The following is a 16348-nucleotide window of genomic DNA, read 5'->3' on the forward strand; positions in this document are numbered from 1 at the left end:
ATTCTACTCCGCAGCCGCCGCTGCTCTCTAGGATGCTTCTGCCATCGGGGCGCAGTTTTGATATCTTAGAAAGGTAGCCGCGACGATCGGCTCCCGACGACGGATCAGTACCGGGTATGCGACAAGACTGGCCAAGGAGACTGTTGTGTACTGGCTAATTCTGATCGTTTCTGGCGTGCTCGAAGCCGTCTGGGCCACTGCCCTCGGAAAATCTGAGGGCTTCACGAAACTATGGCCGAGCATCATATTCGGTGTCGCCATTGTTGTGAGCATGGGTGGACTCGCCCTAGCGATGCGTGAGATCCCCATCGGCACCGCCTACGCGATCTGGGTCGGCATCGGCGCTGCGCTCACCGTCACTTACGCGATGATTTTTGGTGGCGAACCTGTCTCGTGGATCAAGGTCCTGCTGATCATGGGATTGATCGGATGCATTGTCGGGCTCAAGCTGGTCGATTCGCCGAGCTAATCTCCCCCGACCGCATCAGGCTATCGCCGCACGGCACGATCGGTATCCGCGTCATACACTGAGAGCAACGGAGGACGAACTGTGAGTGAAGCGGCGCAGAACTCAGACGGCAGTGCACCGAAGAAGGCCGCCCGCCAGACTGAACAACTGTCAATCCGGCGACGGTCTCCGTTGCAACACACCTGCACTCAACCACACGAGTGTCCCAAGCCGATGCGCATGAAGATCCTCGCTCAAGTTCCGCTCTTCGCTGGGCTTTCTGAGCTGGCGCTCGATGGCATTGATCACCGGATGGTGTCCCTTTCTTATGCGGAAGGTGACCGCCTGTACAGCGCTGGCGATCCCGCTAACTATTTGTATGTGGTTGCTGCCGGTCAAGTGAAAACGCTTCAACCGGCGCTGAACGGGAACGATTCCATTCTCGATATCCTCGCGCCCGGCGAGTTTCTGGGTGGTCTTACTGTCTTAGGTCGCCCCGTTTACGGCGAAACAGCGATGGCTTTAGTCACCACCTGCGCGCTACGTATCGGTACCGATGCGTTTCGCGAAGTGCTGCTTGAGTACCCCGAGATCGCACTGCGCGCACTCGACGATGTCACTGCTCTGCTGCAGGAGGCCCGCTCTGACACCAGCCAACGCGCCACCAGTACTGTTGCTCAGCGCGTTGCGACCACGCTGCTGCAACTCGCTGGCAAGTTCGGTCAGCATGGCGGAAGCGGCGACGGCACCCTCATCCAACTGCCTTTGTCTCGTGCCGATCTGGCAGCGATGACCGGATCAACGCCCGAATCGGTCTCTCGCGTCATGAGCCAACTGCGCAAAGACGGCGTTGTCGATACCGGCCGACGCTGGACCTCAATACTTGATCACAACAAGCTCACCGCGATCGCGGCGGCGGAAGAGTAACGGCAGAACTGCGGCAAACTGATGCCCGTCATGGTGCCCGTTGAGCGCCCAACCTAAAGTCATGATTACACCCCTGATCGGGGCAATCATCACCGCAGGAAGGCCACACCATGGACACCACAGACACCACAGACACCACAGACACCACAGACACCACAGACACCACAGACACCACAGACACCACAGACACCACAGACACCACAGACACCACAACAACCCACACCATTTTGCGTGCCGAAGGCTTCTCTTGCCCCTCGTGCGTCGCGAAAATCGAGAAGCAGGTCGGACGCGTAGACGGTGTCTCGGCAGTGAAGGTTCAGTTCGCCTCCGCTCGCATCGAAATTGACCACGACCCATCGGTCGTCAGCGTCGATGATTTGGTCGCGGCAGTCGCAAAGGCCGGCTACACCTCCACTCCGGCAACCTTCTAAGAGTTTCCCTTCGGCGAGGCGATCCAAGAAAGGCAAGTGTCATGAGTGCCATCCGCATCTGGATGAATAACCGGTGGACGATTCCGGCAATCTCAGGGGTGTTGATCATCGCCGCTCTGGTGATCCCGCCACTCTTCGGAGCAGAAGCAGTCGGCAACATCTTCATGGTGGCCGCCGCCGTGGTCGCTGGCACCCGCATCGTGATCAGCGGTGCACGGGCGCTGTGGGCTCACATCATCGGTATCGATCTGCTGGTCTCCATTGCCGCCATCGGTGCGGTCATCATCGGCCAGTATTGGGAAGCCGCGGCCGTTACTTTTCTCTTTGCTATCGGTCACGCTCTTGAAACAGCAACCCTCAACAAGACTCGTTCGGCACTGGCCGAGCTTATTGCCGTTGCCCCCGACGTTGCGATCGTCATGCGCGATGGCGAACAGGTCGAGATCTCGACCGGCGCCGTAATCATGGGTGAAACTGTGCTCGTCAAGAACGGCGCCAAGGTGCCTGTCGATGGCGAAGTTATTAGCGGAACCGGCTCGCTCGACGAGGCATCCATCACGGGTGAATCCATGCCGACGGAAAAGCTGATCGGCGACCAAGTCTTTGCCGGAACTGTCGCCCGCAGCGGCTTCCTTCAGGTGCGTGCGACAGGCGTCGGCGCCGACACCACCTTGGCCCGGATCATTCACCGCGTCGAGGATGCCCAAGACGCCAAGGCCAAAACTCAAGTCTTCATGGACCGTTTTTCGGCCTGGTACACCCCCGCAATCATGGTTCTCGCCCTCGTCGTCGGCGTACTGACGGCAGATGTGGTGCTCGCGCTGACATTGCTTGTTATTGGTTGCCCTGGCGCACTCGTCATCTCTATCCCCGTCTCGATCGTTGCCGGCATCGGCCGGGCCGCAAAGGATGGCATCCTCATCAAGGGCGGCGAGTTCTTAGAGACCTCCGCGAAGATCACCGTTGTTGCGGTCGACAAGACCGGCACCCTGACGATGGGTCGTCCGCGTGTGACCGACGTGATCGTCTTAGACGAGAGCACAACACGGGAGCAGGTGCTGACGTGGGCTGCCCGCGCAGAGGCCGGCTCAGAGCATCCATTGTCCCGAGCAATTCTGGATGCCGCAGCCGACGAAGGCGTGCGCATTACCGGCCTGTCGGAGTCAACCGAACCCGTTCCCGGCAAGGGCATTGCGGTGACCGCAGCAGGCCACCACATTCTGATCGGCAACCTCGCGCTATTAGAGCAATACAAGATTGCTGACGCGGATGCCACCACCAACGCCGCAAACGAGCTGGCCACGCTGGGTCGCACCCCCATGATTGTCGCCGTCGACAACAGAGTCGTCGGTGTGATCGGAGTCGCGGACGAGGTTCGACCTGAAGCGGCTCAGATGGTGGCAGATCTGCATGCTGCCGGCGTCACGAAGGTTGTCATGTTGACCGGTGACACCCTGCTCGTCGCTAACGCTATTGGGGCGGTCACCGGGGTGGACGAGATCCATGCATCGCTGCTGCCCGAAGACAAGCTCGACATTGTCGCGGCACTCCAGGCCGAGGGACACGTCGTTGCGATGGTGGGTGACGGCGTCAATGATGCTCCCGCCCTGGCTACCGCAAACATTGGAGTTGCTATGGGAGCGGCCGGTTCGGCGGTCGCGGTCGAAACGGCGGACATTGCGCTCATGGGTGACAGGCTCCTCAAACTTCCCGAAGCAATCTCCCTCGCTCGCCGCACCGTGAACAACATGCGCCAGAACATTGCCATCGCGCTAATCACTGTTGCGCTCCTCCTGCTTGGCGTGCTGCTCGGCGGCGTGACGATGGCGATCGGAATGCTCGTTCACGAAGCATCCGTGCTCATTGTGATAGTCAACGCCATGCGCCTCATGCGCCGCACCCGCCAGAGCGCCACCATCACGGTGGCACCTGAAACCCGGACACCGATAACCGCTATCGGGTCCACGCCAAGGAGATAATCATGATCGATCCACACACCCTCCCCGAGAGTGATCCACTACGGCACACCATGCAAGTTCGTGCGCGACTGACAGAACTCGCCGAACACCTGCGCGAAGACATCCAGAAAGTGGATGATGCAGCCTTCAAGTCCCTCTTCGACACCACAGCCGAAGTGCTTTTCGGCCTAGAGAAGGCCATCGCCAGCTATGAGGAGAAGGCGAGTAACGCCTAACCGAACCCGCTAAAATCGTGCAGCGCCCGCCAAGGCAACGACCAGATTCGGTTGCAAACCGTACACTGTCGGCATGACCAAGATTTCGATCAAGGCTCTCGCACTCCAACAGCTGCACGCTGCAGCAGAGGCAGGTGGCGGGCGCGCAGCACACACGGTGTACGGCGGCCACGAGAAGTCGCTGCGCCAAACTGTTATCGGGATGATCAAGGGTTCCAGTCTGGGAGAGCACGGCAATCACGACGATGCCACTGTCTACGTACTCCAGGGCCGCATCCAATTGCGCATTGGTGATGATGTGTGGAAGGCGCGCGCTGGCAGTCTGCTGATTGTGCCCCACGAGCGCCACAGTTTCGAAGCACTCGAAGACTCTGCCGTGCTCATGAGTGTTGCTAAGCGCCCGTATCCGCCCGGGCAAATTCTGGCTGATTGACCGACGATTTTGGGCTCGCAAGCCGTTCACGCTGAAGCTGCCATCATCCGTGATGCACCAGCGTCGAGGGAGGTCTATGGTGAAGTTATGGCTGTTGAACCTATTGAACTAAAGACCCCCGACGCCGCTGCAACCAAAGCTAGTGGTTGTGCGTGCGGTCACGAAAACACCTCTGAGATTGTGTTGGATGTTCGCCCAATCCCGCACGCGATTCGTCATGCCACCATCTTTGGTGCGCTGGGCTCGATTGCTCCTGGCTTCAGCCTCGACATCGTTGCTGACCACAACCCTCTCCCGCTGCTTGCTCAGCTTGATGAAAAGCAGCCGGGTAATTTCACCGTCGCCTATGTGACCGATGGACCAGACGAGTGGAAAGTACGCTTCACTCGGGCGTAATCACTACCGCACAGCGTCGGGAATCGCAGGGCGTCACAACCTCAGTCGTGACGCCGTCATTCTCAGACGAGGATGCGCAGCGGCTGCTCGAGGATGCCCTTCAGGTCGCGCAAGAAGGCGGCAGCGGTCGCACCATCCAGAGCGCGGTGATCGACCGTGAGCGTAATCTTCATTTTCTGCACTTCGGCCAGCTCGCCATCTCGCAGCTGCAGCTCTGGGCTCGCCGCCCCGACGGCAAGGATTCCTGCTTCTGGCGGATTGAGCATCGCCGTGAACTCATCGATTCCGAACATTCCGAGGTTGCTCACCGAGAACGTTCCCCCCGACATCTCCTCCAGCTTCAGCTTGCCATCGCGTGCCTTACCCGCGAGCGCCACAACTTCTGCGCCAATCTCGCTGAGAGTCTTGCGGTCAGCATCGGCGACCACCGGAACTAGCAGACCGGCATCAGTGGCCACAGCAATGCCCACGTTGACCCGTCGGTGCCGCAGTAGCGAGTCGCCGTTGAACGACGAGTTCGCTTCCGGGTGTTGACGCAGCGCGATCGCAACAGCCTTCACAATGAAATCGTTGAGGCTCACCTTGATCCCCTGCTCAGCGAGCTCGTCGTTGACCTCGGCGCGCAAAGCCATCAGCCGATCGACTTCCACCACATTGGTGAGGAAGAAGTGCGGGACCTCTTGACTCGCCGTGAGGCGCTTGGCAGTAACTTTGCGGATCTTGTTGAGCGGGATGACCTCGGCATCGTCGTTACTAGCACTGGCACTGGCTGACTTCTCCGGTTTCGCGGCCGTTGTTCCGGAGTTCTTCATGGCACTAATCGCATCGTCGACATCGGCCCGGACAATGCGGCCGCTGGGGCCAGTGCCGGTGAGCGAATCGAGGTCGAGGTCGTTGTCGTGCGCCAGCTTGCGAGCCAGCGGCGACATCCGCAACTTGTCGGCAGTGGATGATGAGGCCTCGGCGGTCTCGGACTCCGGCTCCGGCTCCGGCTCCGGCTCCGGTTCCGGTTCCGTCTCCGGTTCCGTCTCCGGCTCCGGTTCGGATTCTGCACCGGACTCCACGTCAGGCTCGACGTCCGGCTCTGCCCCAGGCTCGTCATCCGGAGCTGCGTCGGGTTTTGCGTCCGGCTCCGGCTCGGATTCAGTCTCGCTGGGTGCACCGTCGCCAATCACGGCAACAGGCTGACCGATCGGCACCATGGTGCCCTCCTCGACGAGGTGCTTCTGCAGCACGCCACTCTCGAATGCCTCCAGATCCATGGTGGTTTTATCGGTCTCGATCTCGGCGATCACGTCGCCCTTCTCCACCACGTCGCCAACCTGCTTCACCCATTTTGCAAGCTCGCCCTCTTCCATGGTGTCGGAGAGCCTGGGCATCGTCACTTCAGACATGATTGCCTCCTACTTCTTAAACCGTGTGGCGTCGAGGGTTTCCCGAATGACGCGGGACAGGTCTGCCGCGTGCGGCATGGCCGCGGTCTCCAGCGGCTTGGAATACGGCAGTGGGACTTCGGATGCTGCGACCCGACGCACCGGAGCATCCAAATAGTCGAAGGCGCCCTCGCCGATGGTGGCCGAGATTTCGGCCCCGATTCCATAGCTGAGCATGTCGTCTTCGAAGATGACAGCCCGGCTCGTCTTGCGCACGGAAGCGCAGATGGTGTCGCGGTCTAGCGGTCGCAGGCTGCGAAGGTCAACAACTTCGATCGACACACCCTCCTGCTCGAACTCTTCTGCCACCTGCAGGGCCGTCACCATTCCGCGCGAGTAGCTGACGACAGTCAGGTCAGTGCCGGTCTTTACGACGGCGGCTTTGCCAATCTCGGCGACCTGTTCGCCATCCGGAACCTCGCCCTTGACGTTATAGAGCGCTAGGTTTTCGAGGAAGATCACTGGGTCGTCGTCGCGGATTGCGGCCTTGAGCATCGACTTCGCCTCGGCGGGTGTCGACGGTGCCAGCACCTTCAACCCCGGGATATGGGCGTACCAGACTTCGAGGTTTTGGGAGTGGGTAGCCGCCAACTGCTGACCACCACCTCCGGGGAAGCGGATGACGAGGGGAACCTTGACCTGTCCGCCAAACATGGCGTGCATCTTGGCCGCATGATTCACAATCTGATCGATCGCTATCAGACTGAAGTTGAGTGTCATGATCTCAACGACCGGCCGAAGGCCGAGCATCGCCGAACCGATCGCGGCGCCCACGAAGCCCTCTTCAGAGATCGGAGTGTCGAGCACCCGCTTGGGGCCGAAGTCTTCGAGCAGCCCGGCAGTGATCTTGTACGAGCCCTGAAAGACACCGATCTCTTCACCAATGAGGAAGACATTCTCATCGCGCTCTAGTTCAGCGCGCAGAGTCTCGTTGAGGGCCTGCCGGTAGGTGATGATGCGAGATTTGGGTTCGTTGGCGGTCATGAGAGAACCACCGCCGGCTCGGCGGGCAGCCGCGTCGAGGCGTTTGCTACAGGACTCGCGTACACCTTGTCGAACAATTCATCGACTGAAGGGTCGGGGCTTTCGTCGGCAAAAGCGACCGCCTCGGTCACGACCTTGTCTGCATCGTCATCAATGGCATCCGCATCCTTCTCAGTAAGTACCCCATCTGCGATGAGCTTTGCGCGGAATGCGGGTACCGGGTCATTGCCCTTCGCCTCGTCGGTGTCTTCCTTTGAACGGTAACGCGCCGGGTCAACCACCGAATGCCCCTTGAGGCGGTAACTCATCAACTCGAGTAGTGCGGGTCGACGTTCTTCGCGCGCTTTCTTCAGAGCTGCACGCGCGGCGTCACGAACCGCGATGGGATCATCGCCATCTACTCTGGTGCCCTCTATTCGGTAGGCGCTGCCACGCTTGTAAAGATCGGGTTCGGCGGATGCACCCTCAACAGGCGTACCCATCCCGAGCCGGTTGTTCACGATCACGTAGACGATCGGCAGATTCCACAACCCGGCCAGGTTGAGCGACTCATGGAAGGCTCCGATGTTGGTGGTGCCGTCACCGAGCAGGCACATGACAGCCTCGGCCTTGGGGCCAGCTTTGCTGCGATAGTTGATCGCTAGCGCCGCTCCTGTTGCTGGAGGAATCTGTCCGCCGACAATCCCGTAGCCGCCGAGCATCCGCTTGCCCATGTCGAACATGTGCATCGAACCGCCCCAGCCGCCAACGACACCGGTCGATTTTCCGAAGAGTTCGGCCATCACCGCAGATGGCTCCATGCCGCGCATGATGGCGTATCCATGATCACGGTAGGTAGTAAAGAGATAGTCGCGATCGTCGAGTGCGGCGGTCAAACCGACGACAGTGGCTTCCTCACCGAGATTCAGGTGGCAGTAGCCTCCGATCTTGGCTCGCGCGTACATTTCGTTCGCGCGCAATTCGAAAGCGCGTACTAGCGACATTCTCTTGTAATAGCTGCGGAGCTCCGTGGCCGCTTGGCCACTGCTGGCAGGCTTTTTCTTGGTCCGACTTGTGGTCGCCATGACAGTCTCACTTTCAACGAGATGCATGATCTAATCTATTCCGCTTCGCTGGGAACGGGCTGTCTTGAATTCGACAGACGACACCTGACCAGCTGCGGAAGTGAAAGCACCGCGTCAGTTCGCGAGGAGTTGACGAAGCACATATTGATGGGTGAGATGCGGGGTGAGGGCAGACGCCGATGCCTACTACGAGAGACCGCGAGGTGTGCTCGATCGATCGAGCACAATCGTCACCGAGATCCGCTAGGTAGACAACCTTTTCTAGAAATATTTGAAAAATAACGGAACGGTAACTAGACAGCGTTATCTTTCCGTTATACATTCATACAGCAGAAGTTGTTTGCTGTGGCAGCTACTGCGGAATGTGATTGCAGGACACTCTTGGTGCAAGGGAGAGGGTCGGTTTCATGCCTCTGAAACCGACCCTCGAACTATTTAACGCGCACCGCTTTATGCCGCACTCGTCAATTTAGGTAGCGCCCCTAAAAGCGAAAAGAAGCACGCCGAATACTTCATGATGCTCATTCAGCGTACGGTCAGCGCGTGTAGCCATATCCTGAGTATTGCCCAGATCAAGAGGTGGCGCCAGTGCGTAGTCGAGGGTGACCTAGTGCTCCGAGCCGCCCGCAATCGAGATGTGCTGCGTGGGAAACGGCATCTCTATTCCTGCTGCCGTCAAGGAGCGCTTGATCGCCTCAAGAACCTGGTCTTGCGCCTCAACCGCTTCACGGCGATCCGGTGGACTAATCCAAAAACGCACCTCAAGAATCACGCTGAAATCACCAAGCGAATTCACCAGAACCGTAGGCGCCGGCTCGGTGACGATGCCGGGCAGAGCAGCGATCGCCTTAAGGATGACGGTGCGGGCCTCAGCAATGCTGTCGTCATAACCGATCCCGACCTCAACGCTGAGCCGTCGAGTGGTGTATGCCGTATTCACGACCACACGTTTGGTGTAAAGCTCGCTGTTCGGGATCACGACCTGACGGTTGTCATACGTGCGCACCAACGTGGCGCGCACCAAAATGTCGACGACCTCGCCCCCGTGATCGTTCGAGACAATCTGATCCCCAATTCGAAACGGTCGAGTAAACAGAATCAGGATTCCGGAGAGCAAATTTTGAAAGATGTCGCGGAAGGCGAACCCAATCACAATGCCGCCAACACCCAGAGTGCCGAACAACGACGCCGGCGTAATCGTGGGAAAAATCACCGTGAGGGCAACCAACAGTCCAAAGGCCAGAATGCCCCACCCAACAAGGCGGCTCAGCACCACCTGCAGGCCCCTCGGCCTTCCCGCACGCCGAACGGCCACCCCGACCAGAGTCGCTCACGAAACGTAGAATAGAGGCGTGAGCAGAAGCGAGAACCGGCCCTCCGTCGTGTGGTTGCGCAACGACCTGCGACTAGCCGACAACCCCGCGCTTACCGCCGCCGCGAGCGAAGACCGACCACTTGTTGTTGTGTACATTCACGACGAAACCGGCGACGGCATCCGGCCGCTGGGTTCGGCAAGCAAGTGGTGGCTGCACCACAGCCTCGCTGCGCTGGATGCCGCCTTGCGAAAACTGGGTGGCCAACTGACGCTGCGCAGCGGCCCAGCCGCGCGCGTGCTGCCTGAGCTGGTCGACGAGCTCGACGCCGCCTCCGTGCACTGGAACCGCCGCTACACGGCAGCCCGCGACATCGATGCCGAGCTCAAGTCGAGCCTGCGCGAACGAGGCCTCACCGTCGAGAGCCACCAAGGCAATGTGTTGAATGAGCCGTGGCAGATTCGCAATGGGCAGGGCGAGCCGTATCGCGTGTTCACGCCCTACTGGCGGTCGGCGCAAGATCGTCCCGTTCGTGAGCTGTGGCCCGCGCCCGAAGCTGTTGAACCCGGATGGCCCGAACGCTCCCCCGCGAGCGACAACCTCACCGACTGGAACCTGCTTCCCACCCGCCCCGACTGGGCGGGTGGCCTGCGCGAGACGTGGACCCCAGGCGAAGCGGGCGCGCTCGACCTCCTCGACAGCTTCGTGGCCGACCGTCTCGCCGACTACCACCGCCGCGATGAACCCGCGGTCGACGCCACGAGCGGCCTCAGCCCCCACCTCCGTTTTGGCGAGATCAGCCCCGCCCAAATCTGGCACCGCCTGCGTGGCACAGGCGCAAGCACGCTACCCACGGCAGCCCGCAGCAACGTCGCCAAATTCTTGAGCGAAATCGGCTGGCGCGAATTCTCGACCGCCCTACTCTTCGACAACCCGCGCCTCGCCGAAGACAGCTACCGCCCCGCCTACAACGCGTTCCCCTGGGGCTACACCGTCGACCAGCTCGGTGCGGTCGACGAACCCGCGGGAGTCAGCGAAGTTGAAGCCTGGCGTCGCGGCCGCACGGGCATCCCCCTCGTCGACGCCGGCATGCGCGAACTCTGGCACACCGGCACCATGCACAACCGTGTGCGCATGGTCGTCGCAAGCTTCCTTATCAAGAACCTGCTCATCGACTGGCGGGCCGGCGAACAATGGTTCTGGGACACCCTCGTTGACGCCGACGAAGCCAGCAACCCCGCCAACTGGCAGTGGGTTGCTGGATCTGGTGCGGATGCCGCCCCCTACTTTCGTGTCTTCAACCCGGGGCTGCAACAGAAAAAGTTTGATCCAACGGGCGAATATGTAGCCCGTTGGATACCGGAACTCGGCACCGCCGACTACCCAGACCCGATCGTCGATCTGGCCGAAACCCGCCGGGAAGCACTCGAGGCGTACAGCGCCGTGAAAGCCGCTTCGGCATCCAACTAGATCGTTTCGCCACCACAATTGGCGGCAATTTCCGCCGCCTGAGTGTTCGGTCAGGCACCCCCCAGACGATGCCCAGCGAGGCGCTTCCCCTCCCGGAATCATGGGCGACTGAGCACTGCTCCCGACGGCCCTCCCGTCGCAAAACGAGCCGCGCTGCCCCAATCTGAGAGAGGAATCAAACCGTTCACAGGGTCGCTCAGAAAGACTCATTGCAGTTCGGGAAAGCCTCGAGCTAAAAGGTCCGGACAGGGGCCACCAACGTACGAAGGAGTTCAGCAATGAACGCAGCTTCCTCCTCAACCTCCACCAGCGCCGATATCCCGGTACTCGTTGCACCCCAGGTCGGCGATGTTGACCTGCTCCGTAGCGACGCACTCGGTGGCGACATCCTTGGCGGCGGCATCCTGGATGGTGACCTCCTGAGCGGCAATGCGATCGCATCCGGCAATGAAGTAAACGCACCGGTCGCTTCGGGCAACGACAACGCAGCGGGCAACATCAGTGACTCCGCCAACGTGAGTGACGTCGCCAACGGCACCACCGTGTCTGACGTTGTCGACGACGCAACGCAGGCTACTGACGTCGTAGACAATGCGACTGATGTTGCAACCGACGTGACCGGCTCGGTCGACGTTGACGACATCCTTGACGACATCACCGGTGACCTTGATCTCGCCGGAATGTCCAACTAACACTTTCGCTCTCTGGCGCCCCTACCCTTTCGCGAGGGTGGGGGCGCTGTGCGTTAACCCACGGTGCGGCATCCTGCAGAATTGAGGCCAGCAGCACCTCAACTACGTCTAGCCGTAGTTGAATCTTCGGCTCTAGACTTGGCGCATGTCGGTCACAGAACTTTCTGTCAGCACCCAGAACTATCTGAAGGCTGTCTGGGGGCTCTCCGAGTGGTCAGACGCCCCCGTCACCGCGACCGTGATCGCCGAGAAAACTGGCCTCACCCTGTCTAGCGTTTCGGATGCCGTGCGTCGCCTCACCGATCAGGGGTTCCTTGACCATGCGCGTTATGGGTCCATCGCGCTCACCGACATCGGCCGCGCTCACGCTGTAGCCATGGTTCGCCGCCACCGTCTCATCGAATCATTCCTAGTGAGCGTGCTCGGCTACGGCTGGGACCAGGTGCACGACGAGGCGGAGAACCTAGAACATGCGGTGTCAGATTTCATGGTCGAGCGCATTGACGAGTTTTTGGAGCACCCCACCCGCGACCCGCACGGTGACCCGATCCCCAGCGCTGACGGCGTCGTGACGATTCCGGATGCCGTACAGCTGAGTCGGGTCTCCCCCGGCAGCACCGTGGTGGTTGAGCGCATCTCTGATGATGACCCCGACCTGCTCAAGTTCTTCGAAGAGCGCGGAATTGTGTTTGCCGCGATCCTCCACGTCAGCGCCGGTGCACCTTATTCTGACGCGCTCGACGTGCAGGTCGGCGAGAACTCCGCCACCGTTTCGCTTGGCCGCGGTGCGAGCGATGCGCTCTACGTTTCGGGCGGAACCAATACGGGGTGAGGCCTCGATCGACTGACAGCGCTTCGAGATAAGTTAGGATAGCCTAATCTAATACCGAATGGATGAAGGGCTACCGCTGTGAAGAGAATCCTGACCGTGACCGCAACACTGGCCGCAGCGAGTCTGCTGCTGAGCGGGTGCACCGGAATCACAAGCACGGATGACGATGGCGCGGTCGTGGATGCCAGCGAAGAAGCGTTGGTGGTTTACAACGCCCAGCACGAACAACTCGCTCAAGAATGGGTCGACGAGTTCACCGCCCAGACCGGAATTGACGTAGTGCTGCGCAATGGTGGCGACAGCGAACTCGGCAATCAACTCATTGCCGAAGGCGATGCTTCGCGCGCCGATGTATTCCTCACCGAAAACTCCCCCGCCATGTCGCTGGTCGAAAATGCCGGACTGCTCGCGCCCGTAGACCCCGCAACACTCGACCTGGTTCCGGAACAGTACCGACCAACCAGCGGGATGTGGACCGGCATCGCCGCGCGCTCCGCCGTCTTCGTCTACAACCCCGACCTTCTCAACGAATCCGAACTCCCCGCATCGATACTCGATCTGCACGACCCCAGCTGGAAAGGCAACTGGGGTGGGGCACCCGCTGGAGCAGATTTTCAGGCAATCGTCTCCGCAATTCTCGAAACCCAGGGCACTGACGCGACGTCTGCCTGGCTCACCGGGATGAAAGATAATGCAACGATCTACCGCAACAACATCGTCACGATGAAAGCGGTCAACGCGGGCGAGGTAGCTGGCGGCATCATCTACCACTACTACTGGTTCCGCGACTCAGACTCCGGAGGCGAAAACAGCGGCAACACCAAATTGCACTACTTCGGCGAGCAGGACCCCGGGGCCTTCGTCAGCATCTCCGGTGGTGGCGTGCTCAAATCAAGCAAGAACCCTGACCAAGCTCAACAATTCTTGGCGTTTCTCGCTGGCGTCTCCGGACAGACAATTCTTGGCGAGGGCTACAGCTTCGAATACCCCGTTGGCAGCGATGTGCCCGCTAAAGACCCGCTACCGACCCTCGATTCGCTCAACGCGCCAATCATTGACCCATCAACGCTCAACGGCCCCGAGGTTCTCGACCTCATGACGCAAGCAGGGCTCCTCTGACAACCCCGGGTGCTGCGCGAGCGTTGCGCGCGGAGCGGTTGAGCGCAACCACAACACCACCCTCACGGGCACTGCTCATTATTGTGGTGATCCTCGCCATCGGGATGCTGATTCCTGTGGGCTATGTCATCGAGGCAACAGCAAGGATCGGCGTTGACGAGCTTGCGACTCTGCTCCTGCGTCCCCGCGTGGGCGAGCTCTTGGGTAACACCGTGCTGATTCTCGTGCTCGGAGTACCCATCACCATTCTGCTCGGGGTCGGCAGTGCCTGGCTTGTCGAACGAACTGACCTCCCGGGGCGGCGCTTCTTCGCCATCCTCACTGTTGCGCCACTAGCTATCCCCGCCTTCGTCAGCAGCTACGGCTGGGCGAGCGTCGTTCCCTCCATCCAAGGCCTCGGGGGCGGCCTCCTCGTGGCGACGCTCGCGTACTACCCGCTCGTCTACCTCCCCGCCCTCGCCACGTTGCGCGGCCTCAACCCGAGTTTGGAAGAGAGCGCACGATCCCTCGGGCTCAAAGAGAGGGCTGTTCTTCTCAGAGTTGTCCTCCCGCAGCTTCGATTGGCCATTCTCGGCGGCGGACTCATCGTCGCTCTCCATCTGCTCTCCGAATACGGAGCGTTCGCTTTCATTCGCTTCGACACTTTCACTACCGCGATTGTGGTCGCCTACCAGTCAACATTTGCTGGCCCATCGGCCGCCTCTCTCGGCATAGTGCTCGCGCTACTGAGCGTCATCGTGTTGGGGATCGAAGCCACTGCACGAGGACGCGCTCGATATGCGTATGTGGGATCGGGTAACGCGCGGCCAGCCCAGCTCGTCAAACTCGGCAAGTTCACCCCACTCGCGATCCTTGCCCTCGTCACGATCGCGACGTTGGCCACAGTCGTACCCATGGTCAGCGTTATTCGATGGTCCCTCGCCACTAAACCTGAGATGCTCGACGGTCTCTGGCGCGCACTAGTTGACACCTCTCTGCTCTCACTCGGTGGAGCAATCGGGGCCATCGTGGTCGCCCTTCCCGTCGCGTGGCTCGCGACGCGGCATCCATCACGACTGAGCCGAGTTCTTGAAGGCGGCTACTCAATCGCCAGCAGTCTGCCCGCGATTATTGTGGCGCTGGCGTTGGTCACAGTGACGCTGAACGTTGCTCCGGGGCTCTATCAGACCGCTGCGACGGTGACAGCGGCCTACGTGATCATTTTTCTGCCCCGAGCACTAGTGACCCTGCGCGCCGGACTCGCCCAGGTTCCTGAATCTCTGGAAGAAGCCGCCCGAGCGCTCGGAACGCCGCCCCTCCTCGCGAGGTTGCGCGTGACAATTCCGCTGCTTTTCCCGGCCATTGCGGCAGCCGGCGCGCTCGTGGCGCTCGGAGCGGCAAACGAATTGACCGCCACGCTCCTGCTCGCCCCAACCGGAACACGAACGCTCGCGACCCAGTTTTGGTCGGCTGCCTCGTCGATCGACTACGCCGGCGCAGCCCCCTACGCCATCTCTCTGGTGCTACTCTCAATTCCCGCTGTGGCTCTACTTTTTGCGCAGACGAGGGGAAGAACACGGTGAAGTTACACATCAGCGGTGTCAGCAAATCTTTCGGCCCAACGCCTGTTCTGACTGACATTGGGTTTGACGTTGCTCAGGGGTCGCGTACCGCGATAGTTGGCCCCTCGGGATGCGGCAAAACCACCCTCCTTCGCCTTATCGCAGGTTTCGTCGAACCGGACAGCGGCGAAATTTCTCTGGGCGACCGCGTACTCGCAGCGCCAGGACGCAGTGTGCCTGCCCACCGACGCGGGATCGGATACGTCGCTCAAGATGGCGCTCTCTTTCCCCATCTTTCGGTTGCCGCAAACATTGGTTTCGGTCTTCCCCGCGCCGGTCGAACAGAACGCATAGTCGAAGTCATGAAACTGACCTCCCTGGATGCGGCTCTCGTCTCGCGCTATCCTCACCAACTCTCGGGGGGCCAGCAGCAACGAGTCGCTCTGGCACGAGCCCTTGCGCCCCGGCCCGAGGTTGTGCTGCTCGATGAGCCGTTCAGTGCACTCGATACCGGGTTGCGCGAGCAAACGCGGGCTGCGGTGATTACCGCACTCGAGCGCAGCGGAACCACCACTGTGCTGGTCACTCACGACCAAGAAGAGGCACTCTCTTTCGGCGATGGTGTCGCTGTGATGATGAGAGGCTCGCTCCCGCAGTCGGGTTCTCCTGAATCTGTTTTCGGCAACCCTGGTACCGCCGAGATTGCTGCGCTGATGGGGTCTATCGTGCTGTTGCCAGCCGTGCGTTTTGGGAACGAAATCGACTCCGCGTTGGGTCGGATAAGCGTGCGGCACGATCGTAGCGCTGGTGCTGAGTCGGTTTCGGCCATGGTCCGTCCCTCGCAAGTGTCACTGAGCGTTGACCTCACCCACGGCAGCGCGTTAGTTACTGGCGTGCGTTACATCGGGCCAACCGCCGTCGTGTCATTGCGCACGCTGGGAGACCCGCCCATCGCACTATCGCTCGCCATTCCCGCTCTGCAAGCGCAATCGCTAGCGGTGGGTGCAGTGGTTGGACTAAAAGTGGATGGCGGAGCGGTTCTCTATTCCGCGAGCGCGACAATTCACTAGG

Annotated in this window: 17 protein-coding genes and 1 riboswitch; of the genes, 13 read left to right on the forward strand and 4 right to left on the reverse strand. The window is 60.5% G+C overall.

What is annotated here, in order from left to right; all coding sequences use genetic code 11:
• The first annotated feature begins 71 nt into the window (after nucleotides 1-71).
• A riboswitch (guanidine-III (ykkC-III) riboswitch) is annotated at nucleotides 72-136 on the forward strand.
• 9 nt (nucleotides 137-145) lie between these two features.
• From ABD112_RS10705 to ABD112_RS10735, 7 genes are all read left to right on the forward strand, one after another.
• Nucleotides 146-469, forward strand: coding sequence for a DMT family transporter (locus ABD112_RS10705; protein WP_343925728.1), 324 nt, complete (start codon nucleotides 146-148; stop codon nucleotides 467-469).
• Between the two features lie 219 nt (nucleotides 470-688).
• Nucleotides 689-1375: a Crp/Fnr family transcriptional regulator gene (locus ABD112_RS10710; protein WP_343925730.1), complete on the forward strand. Its 687-nt coding sequence runs from the start codon at nucleotides 689-691 to the stop codon at nucleotides 1373-1375.
• A gap of 224 nt (nucleotides 1376-1599) precedes the next feature.
• On the forward strand, nucleotides 1600-1806 hold the full coding sequence (locus ABD112_RS10715) for a heavy-metal-associated domain-containing protein (RefSeq protein ID WP_343925847.1): 207 nt from the start codon (nucleotides 1600-1602) through the stop codon (nucleotides 1804-1806).
• Nucleotides 1807-1847: 41 nt separating this feature from the next.
• Nucleotides 1848-3785 carry a heavy metal translocating P-type ATPase gene (locus ABD112_RS10720; protein ID WP_343925732.1) on the forward strand — a complete coding sequence of 646 codons (1938 nt, stop codon included), beginning with the start codon at nucleotides 1848-1850 and terminating at the stop codon, nucleotides 3783-3785.
• Nucleotides 3786-3787: 2 nt separating this feature from the next.
• A complete protein-coding gene (locus ABD112_RS10725) occupies nucleotides 3788-4000 on the forward strand; it encodes a hypothetical protein (RefSeq protein ID WP_343925734.1) in 213 nt (70 codons plus the stop codon).
• Between the two features lie 73 nt (nucleotides 4001-4073).
• On the forward strand, nucleotides 4074-4433 hold the full coding sequence (locus tag ABD112_RS10730) for a cupin domain-containing protein (RefSeq protein ID WP_343925736.1): 360 nt from the start codon (nucleotides 4074-4076) through the stop codon (nucleotides 4431-4433).
• An 87-nt stretch (nucleotides 4434-4520) separates the two neighbouring features.
• The gene (locus ABD112_RS10735) at nucleotides 4521-4829 is read left to right on the forward strand and encodes a DUF2249 domain-containing protein (RefSeq protein WP_343925738.1); all 309 of its coding nucleotides are present in this window, start codon (nucleotides 4521-4523) and stop codon (nucleotides 4827-4829) included.
• Between the two features lie 62 nt (nucleotides 4830-4891).
• On the opposite strand, the gene ABD112_RS10740 is transcribed toward ABD112_RS10735, so the two are convergent.
• The 4 genes from ABD112_RS10740 to ABD112_RS10755 all read right to left on the reverse strand — a co-directional run bounded on the left by ABD112_RS10740 (nucleotide 4892) and on the right by ABD112_RS10755 (nucleotide 9586).
• Complete coding sequence (locus ABD112_RS10740) at nucleotides 4892-6223, reverse strand: dihydrolipoamide acetyltransferase family protein (protein ID WP_343925740.1); 1332 nt, start codon at nucleotides 6221-6223, stop codon at nucleotides 4892-4894.
• A 9-nt stretch (nucleotides 6224-6232) separates the two neighbouring features.
• On the reverse strand, nucleotides 6233-7246 hold the full coding sequence (locus ABD112_RS10745; protein WP_343925742.1) for an alpha-ketoacid dehydrogenase subunit beta: 1014 nt from the start codon (nucleotides 7244-7246) through the stop codon (nucleotides 6233-6235).
• A complete protein-coding gene (gene pdhA, locus ABD112_RS10750; RefSeq protein WP_425563829.1) occupies nucleotides 7243-8337 on the reverse strand; it encodes a pyruvate dehydrogenase (acetyl-transferring) E1 component subunit alpha in 1095 nt (364 codons plus the stop codon). Before pdhA ends, ABD112_RS10745 begins: the two co-directional genes overlap by 4 nt.
• Nucleotides 8338-8917: 580 nt before the next feature.
• Entirely contained in the window at nucleotides 8918-9586 is a 669-nt protein-coding gene (locus ABD112_RS10755) for a mechanosensitive ion channel family protein (protein ID WP_343925746.1), read from the reverse strand.
• A 76-nt stretch (nucleotides 9587-9662) separates the two neighbouring features.
• Between ABD112_RS10755 and ABD112_RS10760 the strand changes: the two genes are divergently transcribed.
• The 6 genes from ABD112_RS10760 to ABD112_RS10785 all read left to right on the forward strand — a co-directional run bounded on the left by ABD112_RS10760 (nucleotide 9663) and on the right by ABD112_RS10785 (nucleotide 16347).
• Complete coding sequence (locus tag ABD112_RS10760) at nucleotides 9663-11093, forward strand: cryptochrome/photolyase family protein (protein ID WP_343925748.1); 1431 nt, start codon at nucleotides 9663-9665, stop codon at nucleotides 11091-11093.
• A gap of 278 nt (nucleotides 11094-11371) precedes the next feature.
• A complete protein-coding gene (locus ABD112_RS10765) occupies nucleotides 11372-11785 on the forward strand; it encodes a hypothetical protein (RefSeq protein WP_343925750.1) in 414 nt (137 codons plus the stop codon).
• A 145-nt stretch (nucleotides 11786-11930) separates the two neighbouring features.
• Nucleotides 11931-12617: a metal-dependent transcriptional regulator gene (locus ABD112_RS10770; protein WP_343925752.1), complete on the forward strand. Its 687-nt coding sequence runs from the start codon at nucleotides 11931-11933 to the stop codon at nucleotides 12615-12617.
• A gap of 96 nt (nucleotides 12618-12713) precedes the next feature.
• On the forward strand, nucleotides 12714-13736 hold the full coding sequence (locus tag ABD112_RS10775; RefSeq protein WP_343925754.1) for an iron ABC transporter substrate-binding protein: 1023 nt from the start codon (nucleotides 12714-12716) through the stop codon (nucleotides 13734-13736).
• Between the two features lie 38 nt (nucleotides 13737-13774).
• Nucleotides 13775-15298, forward strand: a complete 1524-nt coding sequence (locus ABD112_RS10780) for an ABC transporter permease (protein ID WP_343925756.1) — start codon at nucleotides 13775-13777, stop codon at nucleotides 15296-15298.
• Nucleotides 15295-16347 carry an ABC transporter ATP-binding protein gene (locus ABD112_RS10785; protein ID WP_343925758.1) on the forward strand — a complete coding sequence of 351 codons (1053 nt, stop codon included), beginning with the start codon at nucleotides 15295-15297 and terminating at the stop codon, nucleotides 16345-16347. The genes ABD112_RS10780 and ABD112_RS10785 overlap by 4 nt, the downstream gene beginning before the upstream one ends.
• Nucleotide 16348 lies beyond the last annotated feature (1 nt).

Origin of the sequence: Rhodoglobus aureus (assembly GCF_039527955.1) — a bacterium.
Classification (GTDB): Bacteria; Actinomycetota; Actinomycetes; order Actinomycetales; family Microbacteriaceae; genus Rhodoglobus; species Rhodoglobus aureus.